The 18,415-nt window shown below is 72.8% G+C and carries 14 protein-coding genes; 6 read left to right on the top strand and 8 right to left on the bottom strand.

Annotated features, from left to right (window positions below):
* Positions 1-147: 147 nt before the first annotated feature.
* Genes HNO83_RS14165 through HNO83_RS14175 form a run of 3 tightly spaced genes read right to left on the bottom strand, consistent with a single transcriptional unit; the run spans position 148 to position 3,119 of the window.
* Positions 148-1,296, bottom strand: a complete 1,149-nt coding sequence (locus tag HNO83_RS14165) for an Mrp/NBP35 family ATP-binding protein (RefSeq protein WP_175338175.1) — start codon at positions 1,294-1,296, stop codon at positions 148-150.
* Positions 1,289-1,810, bottom strand: a complete 522-nt coding sequence (locus tag HNO83_RS14170) for a DUF1003 domain-containing protein (protein WP_175338176.1) — start codon at positions 1,808-1,810, stop codon at positions 1,289-1,291. The genes HNO83_RS14165 and HNO83_RS14170 overlap by 8 nt, the downstream gene beginning before the upstream one ends.
* The gene (locus HNO83_RS14175) at positions 1,797-3,119 is read right to left on the bottom strand and encodes a magnesium transporter MgtE N-terminal domain-containing protein (RefSeq protein WP_175338177.1); all 1,323 of its coding nucleotides are present in this window, start codon (positions 3,117-3,119) and stop codon (positions 1,797-1,799) included. The genes HNO83_RS14170 and HNO83_RS14175 overlap by 14 nt, the downstream gene beginning before the upstream one ends.
* Positions 3,120-3,198: 79 nt before the next feature.
* On the opposite strand from HNO83_RS14175, the gene HNO83_RS14180 reads away from it, so the two are divergent.
* Positions 3,199-3,837 (top strand): YflT domain-containing protein, encoded by a 639-nt coding sequence (locus HNO83_RS14180; protein WP_175338178.1) that lies wholly within the window; start codon positions 3,199-3,201, stop codon positions 3,835-3,837.
* Positions 3,838-3,913: 76 nt separating this feature from the next.
* On the opposite strand, the gene HNO83_RS14185 is transcribed toward HNO83_RS14180, so the two are convergent.
* Positions 3,914-5,500 carry an aminopeptidase P family protein gene (locus HNO83_RS14185; RefSeq protein ID WP_175338179.1) on the bottom strand — a complete coding sequence of 529 codons (1,587 nt, stop codon included), beginning with the start codon at positions 5,498-5,500 and terminating at the stop codon, positions 3,914-3,916.
* A 61-nt stretch (positions 5,501-5,561) separates the two neighbouring features.
* On the opposite strand from HNO83_RS14185, the gene HNO83_RS14190 reads away from it, so the two are divergent.
* Both HNO83_RS14190 and HNO83_RS14195 read left to right on the top strand, forming a co-directional pair.
* Positions 5,562-6,431 (top strand): PHP domain-containing protein, encoded by an 870-nt coding sequence (locus HNO83_RS14190; RefSeq protein WP_175338180.1) that lies wholly within the window; start codon positions 5,562-5,564, stop codon positions 6,429-6,431.
* Between the two features lie 140 nt (positions 6,432-6,571).
* Entirely contained in the window at positions 6,572-7,702 is a 1,131-nt protein-coding gene (locus HNO83_RS14195) for a coiled-coil domain-containing protein (protein ID WP_175338181.1), read from the top strand.
* 107 nt (positions 7,703-7,809) lie between these two features.
* On the opposite strand, the gene HNO83_RS14200 is transcribed toward HNO83_RS14195, so the two are convergent.
* Positions 7,810-9,315 carry a DEAD/DEAH box helicase gene (locus tag HNO83_RS14200; RefSeq protein WP_175338182.1) on the bottom strand — a complete coding sequence of 502 codons (1,506 nt, stop codon included), beginning with the start codon at positions 9,313-9,315 and terminating at the stop codon, positions 7,810-7,812.
* Between the two features lie 123 nt (positions 9,316-9,438).
* On the opposite strand from HNO83_RS14200, the gene HNO83_RS14205 reads away from it, so the two are divergent.
* Positions 9,439-10,152, top strand: a complete 714-nt coding sequence (locus HNO83_RS14205; protein WP_175338183.1) for a ferritin-like fold-containing protein — start codon at positions 9,439-9,441, stop codon at positions 10,150-10,152.
* Positions 10,153-10,239: 87 nt separating this feature from the next.
* Here HNO83_RS14205 and HNO83_RS14210 read toward each other — a convergent pair whose 3' ends face one another.
* Positions 10,240-10,542, bottom strand: a complete 303-nt coding sequence (locus HNO83_RS14210; RefSeq protein ID WP_175338184.1) for a hypothetical protein — start codon at positions 10,540-10,542, stop codon at positions 10,240-10,242.
* Positions 10,543-10,552: 10 nt separating this feature from the next.
* Complete coding sequence (locus HNO83_RS14215) at positions 10,553-10,777, bottom strand: DUF3107 domain-containing protein (RefSeq protein ID WP_175338185.1); 225 nt, start codon at positions 10,775-10,777, stop codon at positions 10,553-10,555.
* Between the two features lie 108 nt (positions 10,778-10,885).
* Here HNO83_RS14215 and HNO83_RS14220 point away from each other — a divergent pair, with 108 nt between their 5' ends.
* Together HNO83_RS14220 and HNO83_RS14225 are read left to right on the top strand one after the other, a co-directional pair.
* Entirely contained in the window at positions 10,886-14,035 is a 3,150-nt protein-coding gene (locus HNO83_RS14220) for an ATP-dependent helicase (RefSeq protein WP_175338186.1), read from the top strand.
* Entirely contained in the window at positions 14,032-17,385 is a 3,354-nt protein-coding gene (locus HNO83_RS14225; protein ID WP_175338187.1) for an ATP-dependent helicase, read from the top strand. The genes HNO83_RS14220 and HNO83_RS14225 overlap by 4 nt, the downstream gene beginning before the upstream one ends.
* Here HNO83_RS14225 and HNO83_RS14230 read toward each other — a convergent pair.
* Entirely contained in the window at positions 17,316-18,389 is a 1,074-nt protein-coding gene (locus HNO83_RS14230; protein ID WP_175338188.1) for a phosphotransferase, read from the bottom strand. The genes HNO83_RS14225 and HNO83_RS14230 overlap by 70 nt on opposite strands.
* Positions 18,390-18,415: the final 26 nt, after the last annotated feature.

Here is an 18,415-nt window from a genome sequence, read left to right on the forward strand (position 1 = left end):
CTCGTGGAGGCCCTCCCGCGCCCCCTGGCCACCCGCCTCCTCACCGAACTCCTGGCCCGAGCCGTAGAACCCCCAGCCTGACCCCGAAACGTGAGTAATCGGGGTTTCCCCGGCCGGGTCGTGACGAGATGTCACCACTCGAGCACCTCAGCGAAGGGAAAGGCCCAGCTTGCGGCCGGTGAGGCCGCGCGGGCGGGTGGAGAGGCGCTCCGCGACCGCGCGGATCGCGGCCGCGGCCGGGTCGGCCGGGTCGGTCACCACGATCGGCGCCCCCGCGTCACCGCCGGCCCGCAGCGGGATGCTGAGCGGCACGCTCGCGAGCAGCGGCACCTCCTCGTCCTGCCCGGCCGACAGCCGCCGCGCCACCTCGGCGCCGCCGCCCGAGCCGAACAGGTCGAGGACGCTGCCGTCGGGCTGCACCAGCCCGGCCATGTTCTCGATCACGCCGATGACCTTCTGGCCGGTCTGGCGGGCCACCACGCCGCTGCGCTCCGCCACGTCGGCGGCCGCGGGCTGCGGCGTCGTCACGACGAGCACCTCGGCGCCCGGCAGCAGCTGCCCGACCGAGATCGCGACATCCCCGGTGCCGGGAGGCAGGTCGAGCAGCAGCACATCCAGATCGCCGAAGAACACGTCCGACAGGAACTGCTGGATGGTGCGGTGCAGCATCGGCCCGCGCCACGCGACCGCGGCGGACGCCGAGTCGACGAACATCCCGATCGACACCACCTTCACGCCGTACGCGACGGGCGGCAGGATCATGTCGTCCACGCGCGTCGGCCGGGGCGCGACCCCGTCGGCGTCGGTGAGGCCGAGGATGCCGGGGATCGAGAACCCGTGCACGTCGGCATCCACGATCCCCACCCGCAGGCCGCGCTCCGCCAGCGCCACCGCGAGGTTGGCCGTGAGCGTCGACTTGCCGACGCCGCCCTTGCCGCTCGTCACCGCATAGACGCGGGTGAGCGAGTCAGGCCCGAACTGCTGCCCTCGGGCGGGCCGCCCGGCGCGCAGCTTCTCGGTGAGGGCGCGCCGTTCGGCCGGCGTCATCACGGAGACGTCCACCGCGACCCCGGTCACCCCGGGGACCGCGGCGGTCGCCGTGCGCACATCCCGCTCGATCGCGTCCGCCGCCGGGCAGCCGACGATGGTCAGCTTGACGGCGACGCTCGCGCGGCCGTCCGCATCCACCGCCACGTCGCCGACCATGTCGAGTTCGGTGATGGGTTTGCGGATCTCCGGATCGAGGACGGACGCCAGCGCGCTCCGCACCGCCTCGGCGAGAGCGGCCTCAGGCACGGGCCTGCTCGCCCTCGCCCGCGTCGCTCCTCTCGAGGTCCTCGAGCAGCGACCTCAGCTCCGCGCGGATGAAGTCCTTCGTCGCCATGTCCTTGACCGCCAGGCGCAGGGCCACGACCTCGCGCGCCAGGTACTCGGTGTCGGCCAGGTTGCGCTCCGCACGCTGCCGGTCCTGCTCGATCTGCACGCGGTCGCGGTCGTCCTGCCGGTTCTGCGCGAGCAGGATGAGCGGGGCCGCATACGACGCCTGCAGCGACAGCACGAGCGTCAGCGCGATGAAGCCGAGTGCGGCCGAGTCGAAACGCCACGAGTTGGGCGCCAGCGTGTTCCAGCCCATCCAGGCGACCACGAAGATCGTCAGCCCGAGCACGAACCAGGGCGTGCCCATGGCGCGCGCGATCCACTCGGTGAACCGCCCGAACCGGTCGCGCGACTCGACGTTGTCCCGCCGGAGCACCGGCGTCCGGAGGCCCTTCGGGGCGTCGAGCCCCGTGTCCTGCCTACCTCGTGCCACTTCCGCCCCTCCTTCCGTTCACAACGCGGATGCTGCCGGTCTCGTCGGACGGCTCCGCGTGTTTCACGGGGTCGTCCTCGTCTTGACTTCGCCAGTCGTCGGGGAGCAGGTAGTCGAGGATGTCGTCGATGGTCACCACCCCGACGAGACGGTGCTTGTCGTCGACCACGGGGACGGAGACGAGGTTGTACGACGCCAGGATGCGGGACACTTCGGCGGCGGACGTGTCGGCCGTCACGGGCTCGAGCCCCGGGTCGAGGAGGGTGCCGAGACGGACATGCGGCGGGTAGCGCAGCATCCGCTGGAAGTGCACGACGCCGAGGAAGCGGCCGGTCGGCGGCTCGTACGGCGGGAGCGTGACGCAGACGGCGGCGCCGAGCGCAGGGGCGAGCTCGTGCCGGCGGATCAGGGCGAGGCCCTCCGCGACGGTCGCGTCGGCCGAGACGATGATCGGTTCGGTCGTCATCAGGCCGCCCGCGGTGTCGGGGTTGTAGCTGAGGAGCATGCGGACGTCCTCCGCCTCCTCCGGCTCCATCAGCTCCAGCAGGTGCTCGCCGCGCTCGTCGGAGAGCTGCGCGATGAGGTCGGCGGCGTCGTCCGGCTGCATCTGGTCGAGCACGTCGGCGGCACGGTCGTCGTCGAGCTTCGCGAGGATCTGCACCTGCTCGCTCTCCGGCATCTCCTCCAGCACGTCGGCGAGGCGGTCGTCGGGGAGCTCCTCCGCGACCTCCAGCATGCGCTCCTGCGGCAGGTCGAGCAGGGTGTTCGCGAGGTCGGCGGGCTTCAGTTCCGAGTAGGTGGCGATCAGCTGCTCGGCGGACTGCGCCTCGCCGCGCTTCTGCTTCTCGCGCACCTCGTTCCAGGCGACGAACGTCGTCGCCCCCTTGGCGAACGGGGAGGCGCCGGTCTTGGGCTTGCGGACGAACAGCTGGCTGACCGCCCAGTCGCCTGTGCCGGTCTCCTCGATCGCGACGTCCTCGATCGTGGCCTCACCGGTGCCGTCGGCGAAGACGACCTTGCGGCCGAGCAGCTCGGCGATGACGCGCACCTCGCCGCCGCGCTGCTCGAAGCGGCGCATGTTGATGATCCCGCTGGTGATGATCTGGCCGCTGGAGATGCTGGTCACGCGGCCGATCGAGAGGAACACTCTTCGCTTGCCCGGGATCTCGACGATCAGTCCGACGACGCGCGGCGGATCGCTCTTGCGGTACACCACGAGCACGTCGCGGACCTTGCCGACCCGGTCACCGACGGGGTCGAACACGGTCGTGCCGGCGAGGCGGGCGACGAAAACTCTGGTCGAAGTCACGAGACAAACCTAAGCCCTCACCGGTGAACGGCAGCTGATTCCCGTGCCACGCGCGAGCCCGGAATGGAACAATGGGTGGATGAGCACACCTGGGCAGCTGAACGGGCGCAACCGTCTCCTCTATCCGACCCTGCCGCGGGGCGAGGTGGTCGCCACCTTCGAGAGCTATCCGCAGGCGCAGGAGGCGGTCGACGTCCTTGCGCGCGCCGACTTCCCGGTCGACAAGGTCTCGATCGTCGGAAGCGACCTGAAGAGCGTCGAACGCGTGACCGGCAAGCTGACCTGGGGCCGCGTCGCGCTGGCCGGTGCGGCCTCCGGCGCCTGGCTGGGCATCTTCTTCGGCCTGCTGCTCATCATCTTCTCGCCGACCGTGAGCCTCGGCTTCGTGCTCGCGGCGCTGCTCATCGGCGCCGGCTTCGGCATGCTCTGGGGCATCGTCACCTACGCGGTGAACCGTCGCCGACGCGACTTCACGTCCATCCAGCAGGTGATCGCGACCAGCTACTCGGTGCTGGTCGACTCCGACCTCGGCAACCGCGCGCGCAACCTGCTCGCCGGTGGCGGCGCCCAGGCGCCGGCCGAGGCGGCGCCGGCGTCCGGCTGGACGCCGCCCGCGCAGCCGCAGCACCCGTCCGACCCGCCGCCGGCCCCGCCCGCCGCGCCGGCCCCGCCGTCCCCGCCGTCCGACGACCTCCCGCCGGCGCCACCCTCCGCTTGACCCTCCGCTGAGGTGCTCGCAGGTGTCGCCGACACGCCGGTCGGCGCGACGTCTACGAGCACCTCAGCGGCAGGGGTCAGCGCTGGGAGAGGCGGCGCACCCAGGACTCGACGTCGTCCGGCGTGCGCGGGATGGCGGCGGAGAGGTTCTCGGCGCCGTCCTCGGTGACCAGGATGTTGTCCTCGATCCGCACGCCGATGCCGCGGAAGCGCTCCGGCACGGTCAGGTCGTCCGGCTGGAAGTACAGGCCCGGCTCGATCGTGAACACCATGCCCGGCTCCAGCACGCCGTCGAGATACAGCTCGCGGCGGGCCTGAGCGCAGTCGTGCACGTCGAGTCCTAGGTGGTGGCTCGTCCCGTGCACCATGTACCGGCGGTGCTGCTGGTTCTCCGGCTCCAGGGCCTCCTCGGCCGTCACGGGCAGCAGCCCCCACTCGGCGGTCCGGCGGGCGATCACGGCCATGGCGGCGGCGTGGATCTCGCGGAACCGGATGCCGGGACGCACGATCGCGAACGCCGCGTCGGCCGCCTCCAGCACCGCCTCGTACACCTGCCGCTGCGTCTCGCCGAAGGTCCCGTCGATGGGGAAGGTGCGCGTGATGTCGGCCGTGTAATACGTGTCGAGCTCCACGCCGGCGTCCATCAGGATGAGGTCGCCGGGCACCACGGGGCCGTCGTTGCGGGTCCAGTGGAGGATGCAGGCGTGCGGCCCGCTCGCCGCGATCGTGTCGTAGCCGACCGCGTTGCCGTCGGCCCGGGCGCGGCCGTAGAAGACGCTCTCCACGAGCCGCTCGCCCCGCGGGTGCGTCGTGATGCGCGGCAGCTCGGCGATCACGTCGTCGAAGCCGCGGGCGGTCGCGGCGACCGCTGCGCGCAGCTCGCCGACCTCGAAGTCGTCCTTCACCAGCCGCAGCTCGGAGAGGTCGCGGGCGAGCCGGTCGTCCTCGGCGTGGTCCTCCGGGTCGCGGTCGCCGTCGGTGTCGTCCCACAGCAGCATCCGGGCGGCGTCCACCTCGTCGGTGATGGCCGGGTCGGCCTCGCGCAGCACGAGGGTGTCGCCGTCGACCGTGTCGAGCACCTGGCGCACGTCGGCGATGCCGCGCGTGGCGAGCGCGAGGTCGCCGGCGACCTGCGCGAGCGACGGTCGGGGGCCGATCCAGAACTCGCCGATCTCCGGGTTCGCGTAGAACTCGTCGGAGTCGCGCCCGGCGCGCTCGCGGAAGTAGAGGGTGGCCTCGTGCCCGTCCGCCGTCGGCTCCAGCACGAGCACGCTGCCCGGCTCGGAGTCGGAGCCCCAGCCGGTCAGGTGAGCGAAGGCCGAGTGGGCGCGGAAGGGGAAGTCGGTGTCGTTCGAGCGCTGCTTGAGCCTCCCGGCCGGGACGATGAGGCGCTTGCCGGGGAACAGCTCCGATACGCGCGCCCGCCGCGCGGCTGCGTACTGCGCCTGCCGCCGCGGCTCCGGGATGACCTCGGGATGCTCCGCCCACCCGCTGCCGATGTACTCGCGGAACGCGTCCGAGCCCGGAGTGGTGGACCGGTTCTGCGTCGCGCGGGGCGCCTGGTCGGTCTCGGCGGCCGCCGGGGTCTCGGTCGTCGTCGCGACGGCGGCGTCCGTCGCCGGCGCGGAGGTGGGGGTGCTCGACTGGGAGGACATGGCGTCCATTCTTCCACCCGGTGCTCCGGCCGGGGGCCGTGCGCGGCCGGCCCCTCCTAGGATGGTCAGCATGGCTGATGCGCGACGGTTCCGTGGTCCCGTCGACCTGCACACCCACTCGAGCGTGTCCGACGGCACCGAGACGCCGGCGGAGCTGGTCCGGTCGGCTGCCGCGGCGGGCCTCGGGACGGTGGCGCTCACGGACCACGACTCCACCGCGGGCTGGGCGGACGCCGCGGCCGAGGCGGTGCGCTCCGGCGTGACCGTCATCCCGGGCATGGAGCTGTCGACGCGCATCGAGTTCGCCAGCGTGCACATGCTCGGCTACCTGTTCGACCCGACGGATGCCGCGCTGGTCGCCGAGACCAAGCGCATCCGGGAGGGTCGGATGCGGCGCGCAGAAGACATGGTGCGCCGCATCTCCGAGGACTACGACATCACCTGGGACGACGTGCTCGCCCAGGCGACGGAGGGGGCGACGGTCGGGCGCCCGCACATCGCCGACGCCCTGGTGGCGCGCGGGCTCGCCAGCGACCGGAGCGCCGCGTTCGCCGGCATCCTGCATTGGCGCAGCGGCTACTTCCAGCCGCACTATGCTCCGGACCCGCTGACGGGGGTCCGGCTCATCCGCGGCGCAGGCGGACTGCCTGTGCTGGCACACCCGGCGACGGGAGGGCGCTCGCGCGTCATCCCGGAGGACCGGCTGTGGCGCCTCAAGGAAGCCGGTCTGTTCGGTCTGGAGCTCGACCATCGGGAGAATACCCGCGAAGCGACCTCCTGGTTGCGACACCTCGCAGGGCTGTACGAACTCAAGATCACCGGCTCCAGCGACTACCACGGTGCTGGCAAGCCGAACCGGCTGGGCGAGAACACGACCGACCCGGCCGTCGTCGACGCCATGCTCGCCGAGGCGACCGGCGCGGCACCCTTCTACGCCTGACCGCCTGACCGGCCGCCCGCCTGAACGCTCGACCGCGTCCGGATCCGGTGACGAAGTCGCGACAGGCGCTGGCCGCTTTCGGGCTGAGCGCCGGCCAGCACGTAGCCTGGTGCCCGGGGATCGGGAAGCGAGGTGCGTGAGTGAGACGGTTCTGGCGAGGCTCGGCGGTCGCGGCCGCCCTCGCGGCGACCCTGGTCCTCTCGGCGGGGCTGGCCCCCGCGCAGGCCGACCCGTCGTACCCGTCGTGGGACGACGTGCAGGCCGCGAAAGCCAACGCGTCGGCGGCCCAGGCCGAGGTGGACCGGATCAACGGCATCCTGACGGCGCTGCAGACCGCCGCGAACGCCGCGGGCGACCTCGCGGTGAAGCGGTTCGGCGAGTACGGGCAGGCGGAGGCGGCCCTTCAGACGGCGACGCAGAAGGCCGATGACCTGGCCACGCGCGCGGCGGACGCCTCCGCGAAGGCCGACGAGCTCAAGTCGCAGAGCGGTGCGCTCGCCGAGCAGCTGACCCGCTCCGGCAGTTCCACCGTCTCGGTGCGGCTGTTCCTCAGCCCGACCGCGCAGAAGTCGGACTCGCTCCTATACCAGCTGGGCGCACTGTCCCGGCTGGGGCAGCGGGCGAGCTCCCTGTACGCGCAGGCGAGCGCGCAGAAGAACCTCGCGGCGTCGCTGAGCGCGCAGGCCACGACGGCCGAGAAGGTGCGCGACCAGCTCGCCACCGACGCGAAGAAGGCCTACGACGTCGCGGTCGCGGCGAAGCAGTCGGCGGACGCGCAGCTCGCCGACCAGAAGCAGCACGCCACCACCCTGTACGCGCAGCTGGCGACCCTCAAGAACACCGAGGCGTCCGTCGAGCAGAAGTACGCCGAGGGCGAAGCAGCGAGGCAGGTGGCCGAGCAGGCCGCGAACTCCGGCGGAGGGGCCGACGGGGTCGCGCCGCCCCCGGGCATGGTGGTAGACCCGGCCGCAGCGCAGGCCTATGCGGCCAGCCGCATCGGCGGGTACGGCTGGGGCGGCGATCAGATGAACTGCCTGATCCGGCTGTGGAACGGCGAGTCGGGCTGGCGCGCGAACGCCCTCAACACCTCCAGTGGCGCCTACGGCATCCCGCAGTCGCTCCCGCCGAGCAAGATGTCGAGCGCCGGCCCCGACTGGATGACGAACGCCAACACGCAGATCGACTGGGGTCTGAACTACATCAACAGCGTCTACGGCTCCCCGTGCGCCGCCCTCAGCAAGTGGCTCGCGCGCGACCCGCACTGGTACTGACCCCTCCCACCCGGACTCCAACACCAAGAGCTCCTGAGTTTTCCGACCTCTTCTTGCGGAATCGGTCGAAAAACTCAGGAGCTCTTGGCCTGGGGGAGTGCCCCGGGTCAGCTGGCGGGCGTGGCGGGGGAGCCGCCGCGGGAGCGGCGACGACGACGGCGCGGAGCGCTGTTGCCGTCGCGGTGCTGCGACCCGCCGCCGTCGTGCGTGCCGGCGGCCGGAGCCTTCGGCTCGCCGCCGTCGGCGCCCTCAGCGGAGGTCGCGGGAGCGCCCTCGGTCGTGGCGTGCTCGGCACCGCCCTGGCCGGACCCGCCGCGGGTGCGACGGCGCCGGCTGCCCGAGCGCTCGCCACCGTCGGGACCGGTGGAGTCGCTGCGGCCGCCGCGGGCGGACTGGCTGCCCGTGGTCCCGGCCGCCTTGACGGCGGGCGTGGGCTTGAGACGGCCCTTCACGCCCTGCGGGATGTCGAGGTCGGTGTAGAGGTGCGGCGACGACGAGTAGGTCTCGGTCGGCTCCGGCTGCCCGAACTCCAGCGCCCTGTTGATGAGGGCCCACTTGTGCAGGTCCTCCCAGTCGACGAAGGTCACGGCGATGCCGGTCTTGCCGGCGCGGCCGGTGCGGCCCGCGCGGTGGAGGTACGTCTTCTCGTCGTCCGGGATGGTGTGGTTGATGACGTGCGTCACGTCGTCGACGTCGATGCCGCGGGCGGCGACGTCGGTGGCGATCAGGATGTCCTTCTTGCCCGCCTTGAACGCGGCCATCGCGCGCTCGCGCTGCTCTTGGTTGAGGTCGCCGTGCACGGCTGCGGCGTTGAAGCCCCGGTCGTTCAGCTCCTCCACGAGCTTGGCGGCGGCGCGCTTCGTGCGCGTGAAGATCACGGTCTTGCCGCGGCCCTCGGCCTGCAGGATGCGGGAGATCACCTCGTCCTTGTCGAGCGAGTGCGCGCGGTAGATCAGGTGCTTGATGTTGGCCTGGATCTGGCCCTCGTCCGGGTCGGACGCGCGGATGTGCACCGGCCGCGTCATGAAGCGGCGGGCGAGCGCGACGATCGGGCCGGGCATGGTCGCCGAGAACAGCATCGTGTGGCGGGTGGGCGGCGTCTGCGCGAAGAGCTTCTCGATGTCGGCGAGGAAGCCGAGGTCGAGCATCTTGTCGGCCTCGTCGAGCACCATCTCCTGCACGTTGTCGAGGTTCAGCATCCGCTGCCCGGCGAGGTCGAGGAGGCGGCCCGGCGTGCCGACGACGATCTGCGCGCCGGCCTTCAGCTGCGCGATCTGACCCTCGTAGGCCTTGCCGCCGTAGATGCTGGCGATGGCGGTCGGACGGCCGGCCGCGGCGAGCTCGAGGTCTTCGTAGACCTGGATGGCGAGCTCGCGGGTGGGGACGACGACGAGCGCCTTCACGCCGGGCTCCGGGTCGAGGCCGAGTCGCTGGATGAGGGGGAGGCCGAAGCCGAGGGTCTTGCCGGTGCCGGTCTTGGCCTGGCCGATGATGTCCTGGCCGGTGAGGGCCAGCGGGATGGTCTGCGCCTGGATGGGGAACGGCTCGACGATGCCCTTGGCCGCGAGCGTGTCCACCATGTCCTGGTCGATGTTCAGTTCTGAGAAAGTCACTGGGTGATTGCCTGTCGATTGGGTCGGAGTGTTCACGCCCTGTCCGTGCCGCAGGCGTGAGGCCGTCGATCCAGTGCCGACGGCGTTCCAAGCCTACTGGACGGTCCCGATACACTGCTGAGCGTGTCAACTTGGTTCACCCGGAGACGGCCCGCTGTCGAGCTGCCGCGACTGACGCCGCGGCGTCCGGTCGCGACCGTGCGGGTGGACCTGCACGAGGTGATGCCGGAGCCCGTGCCGTACCTCGGTCAGGCCGCCTACCTCCAGCTGGAGCAGTTCGAGACCCTGTCGCGCGTGGCCGCCGAGGCGGCGGACCTGCGCGCGAAGAGCCTGATCTCGGCCGCGGCCGGCCACGCGCTCTCGAAGCACCAGGGCATCGTGGCGGAGCTGCGCCGTCGCGGCGACGACCCGGCGGAGGCGATGAAGCCGTTCGCCGACGAGATCGAGGGCTTCAGCCAGCTGATCGTCGGGACCGACTGGCGCGAGACGCTGCTGTCGGCACTGGTGACGGGCGGCCTGCTCGACGACTTCTTCATCCGCCTCGCCGCCGGCCTGCCCGGCGACGTCGGTCCGCGGATCGCCCACCTGCTCGGCTCGGAGTCGGGACAGGAGGGCGTGCTTGAGGTGCTGCGCGGCGAGATCGCCGCAGACCCGCAGCTGGCCTCGCGTCTGGCGATGTGGGGGCGCCGGCTGGTCGGCGACACGCTGCTGGTCGCGCGCTCCGCCCTGCACCTGTCGGGCAACCGCGCCACCGACGAGGAGCGGATCGAGCCCATCTTCACCGAGCTGATCGCCGCACACACGCGCCGGATGGACGCCCTCGGCCTCACGGCCTGACGATTGCGCGCGAGTGCGCCCGTTCGGAACTTCTGCGCCTGCGCGCGCGCCCGCAGATGTTCCCAACGGGCGCAGTCGCGGACGGGGTCAGCGGGCGACGGCCCCGCGGGCCAGCGTGTGGAGCATGCGGTCGTCGGCCGTGGAGCGGACGCGGCCGATCACGATGTCGGCGACGGCGACGATCGCGGCCGTGCCGAGAAGCGTGATCCACCAGATCCAGCCGCCGTCCCACTTCAGGCCGGCCCAGGTGAGGGCGACCCACAGGATGGACGCCGCGGCGACGCCGACGGCCGGTATCAGCACCGACCCGTGCGTGTGGCGGTTGGGCAGCAGATAGCGCCCGGCCAGGCCGATGATGGCCCCGCCGAGGACGACGAAGAGCAGTTCCACGAGAGGGAGGCTAGCCGACGAAGCCGATGCGGCGCGATTCCTCGGTGCCGATCTCGATGTAGGCGACGCCCGCGGTCGGGACCACGTACAGCCGGCCCTTGTCGTCGGTCAGCTTCAGGACGCCGGTGCCGCTGCTGAGGCCGGACTCGACCTGCGCGGCGAGCTCCTCCGCGGACTGCGACGACTCGAAGCTGAGCTCGCGAGGGGCGTTGACGATTCCGATGCGGATCTCCACTTGTGGTGCCTTTCGAGTCTGACCGGCGGGTGTGAGTTCAGACTACGGCACACGGCTCGCGGCCCCCGCTCGCGTTCTCTGTCGGCGGACGCCGATAGCGTGAAAACCATGACGACGCGAGGCTTCCGGATGCGACCGGCACGGGCCGCGTCCGCCGGCGTCCCGCAGCTCGACGGGGCGCAGGTGGAGGTGCTCCTGCTGGCCGACGGCGCGTCCGCCGCGGTGCTCGGCGCGCCGGGCACCGGCAAGACGACCGTGCTCGTCGAGGCCGTCGCCGAGCGCGTCGCGCAGCGTGGGTACGCGACGGAGGAGGTGCTCGCGCTGAGCGCCTCGCGCACCGCCGCGACGGCCCTGCGCGACCGCATCGCGCTGCGGCTCGGAGTGCCGACGAACGGCCCGCTCGCCCGCACCGCGACCTCGCTGGCGTTCCAGCTGGTGGGGGAGCGCGCCCGTCGCCTGGGCGCGGAGCCGCCTCGCCTGCTCACAGGCGGTGAGCAGGACCAGATCATCGCCGAGCTCCTCAGCGGCCACATGGAGGACGGGACGGGTCCGCACTGGCCGGAGCCGCTGGTGGACGAGGTGCGCGCCCTCCGCGGTTTCCGCACCGAGCTGCGCGAGCTGATGGCGCGCTGCGCCGAGCGCGGGATCGGCCCCTCCCGGCTCTCGGAGCTCGGCGCGATCACCGGCCACGACGAGTGGCGTGCCGCCGCCCGCTTCATCGCGGAGTACCAGCTCGTCGTCGACAGCTACCGCGGCGGTTTCGTCGACTCGGCCGAGCTCATCGCGTCGGCCGTGACGGTCGTGCAGGAGGGCAGCTCCCTCGACCGTCTGCGCGCCGTCTTCGTCGACGACCTGCAGGAGGCCACGGTCGCCACCCTGACGCTGCTGCGCGCTCTCGCCGAGCGCGGCGTCGCGGTGATCGCGTTCGGCGACCCGGACGTCGCGTCCACCACCTTCCGCGGCGCCCAGGCGACCGCGCTCGGCCAGCTGGAGTCCCGCCTGGGCGTCCCGGTCTCCCGGTTCGTGCTGACCACCGCGCACCGCCAGACGCCCGCGCTGCGCGAGCTCACCGCGCGCGCCACGGAGCGCATCGGCACCGCTGCGGCCGGAGTGCAGCGCATGGCGGCCGCCGGGCGCCCGGAGCCCGCCGACGACGCCGATGCGGCAGGGCGCCCGCCCGAGGTCGTGCGCCTGATCGCCGTGTCCGGCCCCGCCGAGGCGTCGAGGCTTGCCCGCAAGCTGCGCGAGCGGCACCTGCTCGACGGCGTGCCGTGGAGCGACATGGCGGTGATCGTCCGGTCCGGCGCCCATGTCCCCGCGCTCGCCAGGTCCCTCGCGGTCGCAGAGGTGCCGACGACCACGAGCATCGCCGGCCGTCCGCTGCGCGACGATTTCGCGGCGCGGCAGCTGATCACCGTCGCGGGCGTTCAGCTCGGCACCATCGAGCTCACCCCGATCGTCGCCACCGAGCTGCTGCTCGGACCGTTCGGCGGCCTCGACAGCGTCAGCCTGCGCCGGCTGCGCCTCGCACTGCGCCAGGAGGAGCTCGCCGGCGACGGCAACCGCCCGGGCGACGAGCTGCTGGTGGAGGCGCTGCAGCATCCCGCGCACCTGGCCACCATCGACGCCGCCCCCGCCCGGCGCGCCGGCCGGCTGGCCGAGACGTTGCGCTCCGGCCGCGAGAAGGCGGCGCAGGGCGCCTCCATCGAGGAGCTGCTCTGGCACGTCTGGGAGCGCAGCGGACTCGCCGGGCGCTGGCTGGAGCACTCGGAGCGCACCGGCATCGTCGCGGACGAGGCCAACCGCCACCTCGACGGAGTGGTCGCGCTGTTCACCGCTGCTCGTCGCTTCGTCGAGCGCTACCCGGAACGGCCGGCCGCCGACTTCGTCGTCGAGCTGCTCGGCGCCGAGGTCCCGGAGGACACGCTCGCCCCCGGCACCGCCGGCGACGCCGTTCTCGTCTGCACTCCGAGCGCGACGATCGGCCGTGAGTTCGAGGTCGTCGCGGTCGCCGGCCTCCAGGAGAGCGTGTGGCCGAACCTCCGGCTGCGCGGCTCCCTCCTCCACCCGCAGGAGCTCGCCGACGCGATCGAGGGCCGCACCACCGAGACCGAGGACGCCAGAGCCGAGGTGCTGGGCGACGAGCTCCGGATGTTCGCGCTGGCCATCTCCCGCGCCCGCGGCCAGGTGCTGCTCACCGCGACGGCGAACGACGACGAGCAGCCTTCTCCCTTCCTACGGCTGGCGGGCGACCTCGCGGTCGACGACGCCGACGACGGCGCCCATCCCCTCTCGCTGCGCGGCATGGTCGGCCGGCTGCGCCGCCGGCTGGTCACCACGGGAGCGCCGGACGCAGCAGAGGCGCTCGCGCGGCTCGCGGACGCCGAGGTGGAGGGCGCCGACCCGTCATCCTGGTACGGGCTGCTCGCGCCGTCGACCACCGACCCGCTCGTCGACCTGGACGACCCGGAGGCGGTCGTGCGCGTCTCGCCCTCGCGGCTGGAGACCTTCGAGAAATCCCCGCTCGCCTGGTTCGTCGACACCATGGCGGCCTCGCCGAGCGGGCTCGCGGCCGGCATCGGCACCGTCGTGCACGCCGTGATGGAGGAGGCGAGCACCAGCGACGACCGTGACCTCAGCGTCGAGCGGCTCTGGCGCGGCATCGAGCGCCGCTGGGGCGAGCTGGCCTTCGAGTCGCCGTGGCTGGAGGAGAAGGAGCGCCGGCGCACGCGAACGCTCACCGCGGGCGTCTCCGAGTATCTGCGCGACTTCGAGCGCGCCGGCGGCACCCTGCTCGGCTCGGAGGGCTCCTTCGAGTTGCGGATCGGCCGCGCGCTCGTGCGCGGCACGATCGACCGGGTCGAGCGCACTCCAGACGGCACGGTGGTCATCGTCGACCTGAAGACCGGCAACCGCACGCCGACGGCGGCCGAGGCGGAGCAACACGCGCAGCTGGGCGCCTACCAGCTCGCGATGGAGCACGGCGCGATCGAGCAGGCGGAGGGTCTGACCTCCGGCGGGGCGAAGCTGCTGTTCGTCGCGAAGGGGGTCCGCGGGAAGGGCTACCGCGAGGTCGCGCAGGACCGCGTCGACGAGGAGCGGCTGGAGCGGCTGCGCGAGCGCGTCGCCGCGGCCGCCGAGGGGATGGCGGCCGCGACCTTCGCGGGGGTCGTCGACCTGGGCGAGCGCGACCCGCACGGGTCGTACGAGTACCGCATCCACCTGGTGCCGGCGGTCAGTGCGGGAGGAGGAGCATGACGGACGAGGCGACGCACATCGACGATGAGGGGCTGCTGGTGTGGGCGACCGAGCAGGCCGACCTCGACCTGGTCGAGCAGGCCTTCTCTCTGCAGGAGGAGACCGAGCAGGAGCGCGGGCGGCCGGCGCGTGCGCTGAGCGCCGCCGAGATCGCCGAGGCGCTCGGCCTGCCCATCCCGACGCCGCAGCAGCAGGCGGTGATCGAGGCGCCGCTGCGTCCGGCGATCGTCGTCGCGGGGGCCGGAAGCGGCAAGACCGAGACGATGGCGAACCGCGTCGTCTGGCTGCTCGCCAACGGGCACGTCCGGGTGCCGGAGATCCTCGGCCTCACCTTCACGCGCAAGGCGGCGGGTGAGCTCGCGGGCCGCATCCGCACGCGCATCGAGCAGCTCGTCGCCTCCGGTGTGACCGACGTGGAGTTCGACCCGTTCGAGGCGCCGGAGGTGGCGACCTACAACGCCTTCGCGAACGCCATCTTCCGCGAGAACGCGCTGCTGATCGGCCGCGAGCCGGAGTCGGCGGTGCTGAGCGAGGCGTCGGCATGGCAGCTGGCCCGGCGGCTCGTGGTGAGCTCTACGGACGAGCGCCTCGTCGAGCTCGACCGCGGCGTGGAGGCCGTGACGAGCGCCGTCGTGTCGCTCAGCCGCGCGCTGAGCGAGAACGTGGCCGAGGCGGGGGACGTGGAGCGGATGGTGGAACAGTTCGCGCGCATCGCCGAGCTGCCCACGGGCAACGGCCGGGTCAAGGACGTCTACGCGTCCGTCCGCTCCGCCGTCGACGCGGTCGGCTCGCTCCCTCCGCTGCTCGATCTCGCCCGCGCGTTCGACGAGGAGAAGCGCCGCCGCGGCTTCGTGGAGTACTCCGACCAGGTCGCCCTCGCCCTCGCGGTGTGCGAGCGGCTGCCGGAGGTGGTGGCCGACTACCGCCGCCGCTACCGCGTCGTGCTGCTCGACGAGTACCAGGACACGTCCGTCGTGCAGACCAGGATGCTGTCGCGCCTCTTCGCCGGCCGTCCGGTGATGGCGGTCGGCGACCCGCACCAGTCCATCTACGGCTGGCGCGGTGCGAGCGCGGCGAACCTGGGCCGGTTCTCGCTCGACTTCACCGGGGAGCGCGACGGCGCCGAGGAGTACGCGCTGAGCACGAGCTGGCGCAATCCGACCCGGGTGCTCGATGCGGCCAACGCCCTGGTCGCCCCGCTGACGGCGGCCTCCCCGGTGCACGTCGAGCGGCTGCAGCCGCGGCCGGGCGCGGTCGCGGGCGAGCTGACCGCCGTGTTCGAGCAGACCGTGGCCGACGAGGCGGAGTCGGTCGCCCGCTGGTTGGGCGGGCGGCTGCGCGAGCGCGACGACGCCGGCGCGCCCCCGAGCGCGGCGCTGCTCTGCCGGTCGCTGAAGAAGGTGGACGTCTTCACGAGCGCGCTCGCCCGGCACGGCATCCCGTACCACGTGCTGGGGCTGGGCGGGCTGCTGGAGCAGCCCGTCATCGCCGACCTGGTCAGCGCGCTGCGGGTCATGCACGACCCGACCGCCGGCTCCGAGCTGATCCGCCTGCTCACCGGTGCGAAGTGGCGCGTCGGCCCCAAGGACATCGCCGCCCTGCGCGACGTGGCCTCCTGGCTCGCCGAGCGCGACCACCGGCACCAGAAGCTCGACCCGGAACTGCGCGACCGTTTGCGGCGGTCCGTGGCGGGGGAGGAGTCCGCCTCCCTCGTCGACGCGCTCGACTTCGTGGTGGAGGCGCCGGAGGGCCACGGCCGGCTGCAGGCGTTCAGTGCGGAGGGCCTGGAGCGGATGCGCGACGCCGGCCGCCGGCTCGACCACCTGCGCTCGCGAGCCGGGCTCGACCTGCTCGACCTCGTCACGCTCGTGCAGCAGGAGCTGCTGCTCGACATCGAGGTCGCCGCCAACGAGACCGCGCAGCTCGGCCAGGCGAGCCTCGACGCGTTCGCCGAGCAGGTCGCCTCGTACCTCGCCGCCGACGACCAGGCGACGCTCGGCTCCTTCCTCTCCTGGCTGGCCGAGGCGGAGCAGCGCGACAACCTCGCGCCCCGCAGCGAGGACCCGGAGCCGGGCACGGTGCAGGTGCTGACCATCCACGGCTCGAAGGGGCTGGAGTGGGACGTCGTCGCCATCCCGCGCCTGGTCGACGGCGAGCTGCCGGGGCCGCCGCAGAGCAGGAAGGGCTGGCTGGCCTTCGGGCAGCTGCCGAACGAGTTCCGCGGCGACTCGGCCGAGCTGCCGGTGATCGCCTGGCGGACGGCGGAGACGCAGAAGGACGTGAACGACTCCATCGCCGCGTTCGAGGGGGAGAACCTCGCCCGTCACCTGGACGAGCAGCGCCGCCTCATCTACGTGGCCGTCACGCGCGCCCGGCGCCGGTTGCTGCTGACCGGTTCGTACTGGTCGACCCAGACCCGGCCCCGCGGCCCCGGCGCCTACCTGCTCGAGCTGCAGGCGGCTGGGCTCCTTCCGGAGGACGCCTTCCCCGACTGCGACGAGCCGGACGAGAACCCGCTCGCGCTGAGCGCGTCCACGGTCACCTGGCCGCTCGACCCGCTCGGCGCCCGCCGCACCCGCGTGGAGGCGGCGGCGGAGGCCGTCCGGAGGGCGCGAGAGCACGGCGCGGGAGACGGCGGCGTGTACGCCCGCGACCTCGACCTGCTGCTCGCCGAGCGCGCCCGGCGTTCCGAAGAGGCCGGTCTCGTCGAGCTGCCCGCGCGCATCCCGGCCTCGCGGTTCAAGGACTACATCAGCGATCCCGCCGCGGTCGCCGCCTCCCTCCGTCGCCCGATGCCGGAGCGGCCGTACCGGCAGACCAGGCTCGGCACCCTCTTCCACCACTGGGTGGAGGAGCGGTTCGGCACGGTCGTCGGCAGCGCCGACGTGCTCGACGCCTACGGCCCGGAGCTGGACGATCCGGCGGGCGACGTGCTGGAGGCCGAGCGCTTCGACGAGCTGAAGGCGACCTTCGAGCGCAGCGAGTGGTCGGGACGGAAGCCGGAAGAGGTCGAGCTGGAGATCCACATCACGCTCGCCGGCCAGGTCGTGGTCTGCAAGCTGGACGCGGTCTACCGGGCGGACGACGGTCAGCACGACTTCCAGATCGTCGACTGGAAGACGGGCAAGGCGCCCCGGGACGCGCAGGACCTCGAGCGCAAGCAGCTGCAGCTGGCGCTGTACCGGCTGGCGTTCGCGCGCTACGCGGGAATCGACCCGGAGCGCATCGACGCCGTCTTCTACTTCGTCGCCGACGACCGCGTGGTGCGGCCGGAGCGCCTCTACGCGGAGGAGGAGCTGACGTCGCTCTGGTCGTCGGCCACCGGCTTCATGCCGCCGGAGCGACGGTAGCCGTCCGGGCGGTCGCCGGGGGTGCGGTCGAGCATGGCCTCGACATCGTTCACCGCCATGATCGGGCCGGTCGCGGTCGAGAGCGGGTTCATCGCGTTGCTGTGCACACGGTCGACCAGGCCGTCGAGCATCTCGACGGCGTCGTCCACGATGTGCTGGTCGCGCACCTCGCGGCCGTGCAGCAGCCAGCGCGCGACCTCGAGCTCCGCGTACAGCATGGCGCGCTGCGTGAACTGCCGGTCGGTGGCGACCTGCCGCCGGGAGGCGTAGGCCCCGAGCGCGCCGTCGGTGGCGCCGGGGTCCATCGCCAGCAGCCAGTGCAGGTCGCGGGCGGGGTCGCCGACGCGCAGCGCCGACCAGCCGAGCACGGCGGTCACGGCCTCGTCCTCGACGAGGAACGAGTCGGCGGTGAGGGAGCCGTTGATGACCGTCGGCTGGAACTGCCAGATCGAGTGGTCGGCCGCGGCGTCGCGCCAGCGGTCGCGCAGCGCCACGGGCAGGAGACCCGTGGAGGCGGCGGACTCGATGACCGAGGTGGCCGCGGTGAGGCACTCCGCCGCCGACATGACCGGGAGGCCGGCCTCGCCGACGAACGCGGTGGGGAGCGCGTGGATGGCGGCGATGGCGTGCCCGATGGAGCCGGCCAGCCCGTCTCCGGGCGGAACCTCCTCCACGGCGATGTGCGAGCCGGGGAGGTAGTCGTAGACGACCGCGCGCGTCCCGCCGACCGGAGCCTGGCCGAGGTACCGGGGAACGTCGAAGGGAAGCCTGCTGCGGATCCCGGTGGTCAGCGCGCGGAGCGCCACCAGGTCTGCGCTCTGTTCGGTCTCGGCGACCTGCGAGGTGGGCACGCGCACGATCACGGTGGAGCCGTCCCTCGTGTTCAGCAGCGCGGAGTCGAACTCGCCCGCACCGCCGTGGCTGTACGCGCGGGCGCCGGAGACGTCCAGGCCCGGGACGGCCGAGGTGGCCAGCGCGGCTAGAGTGAGATGGGATCTGGCCATGCACCTAGGCTAATCAAACCGCCCTG

Origin of the sequence: Leifsonia sp. C5G2 (assembly GCF_013359685.1) — a bacterium.
Taxonomy (GTDB): Bacteria; Actinomycetota; Actinomycetes; order Actinomycetales; family Microbacteriaceae; genus Leifsonia.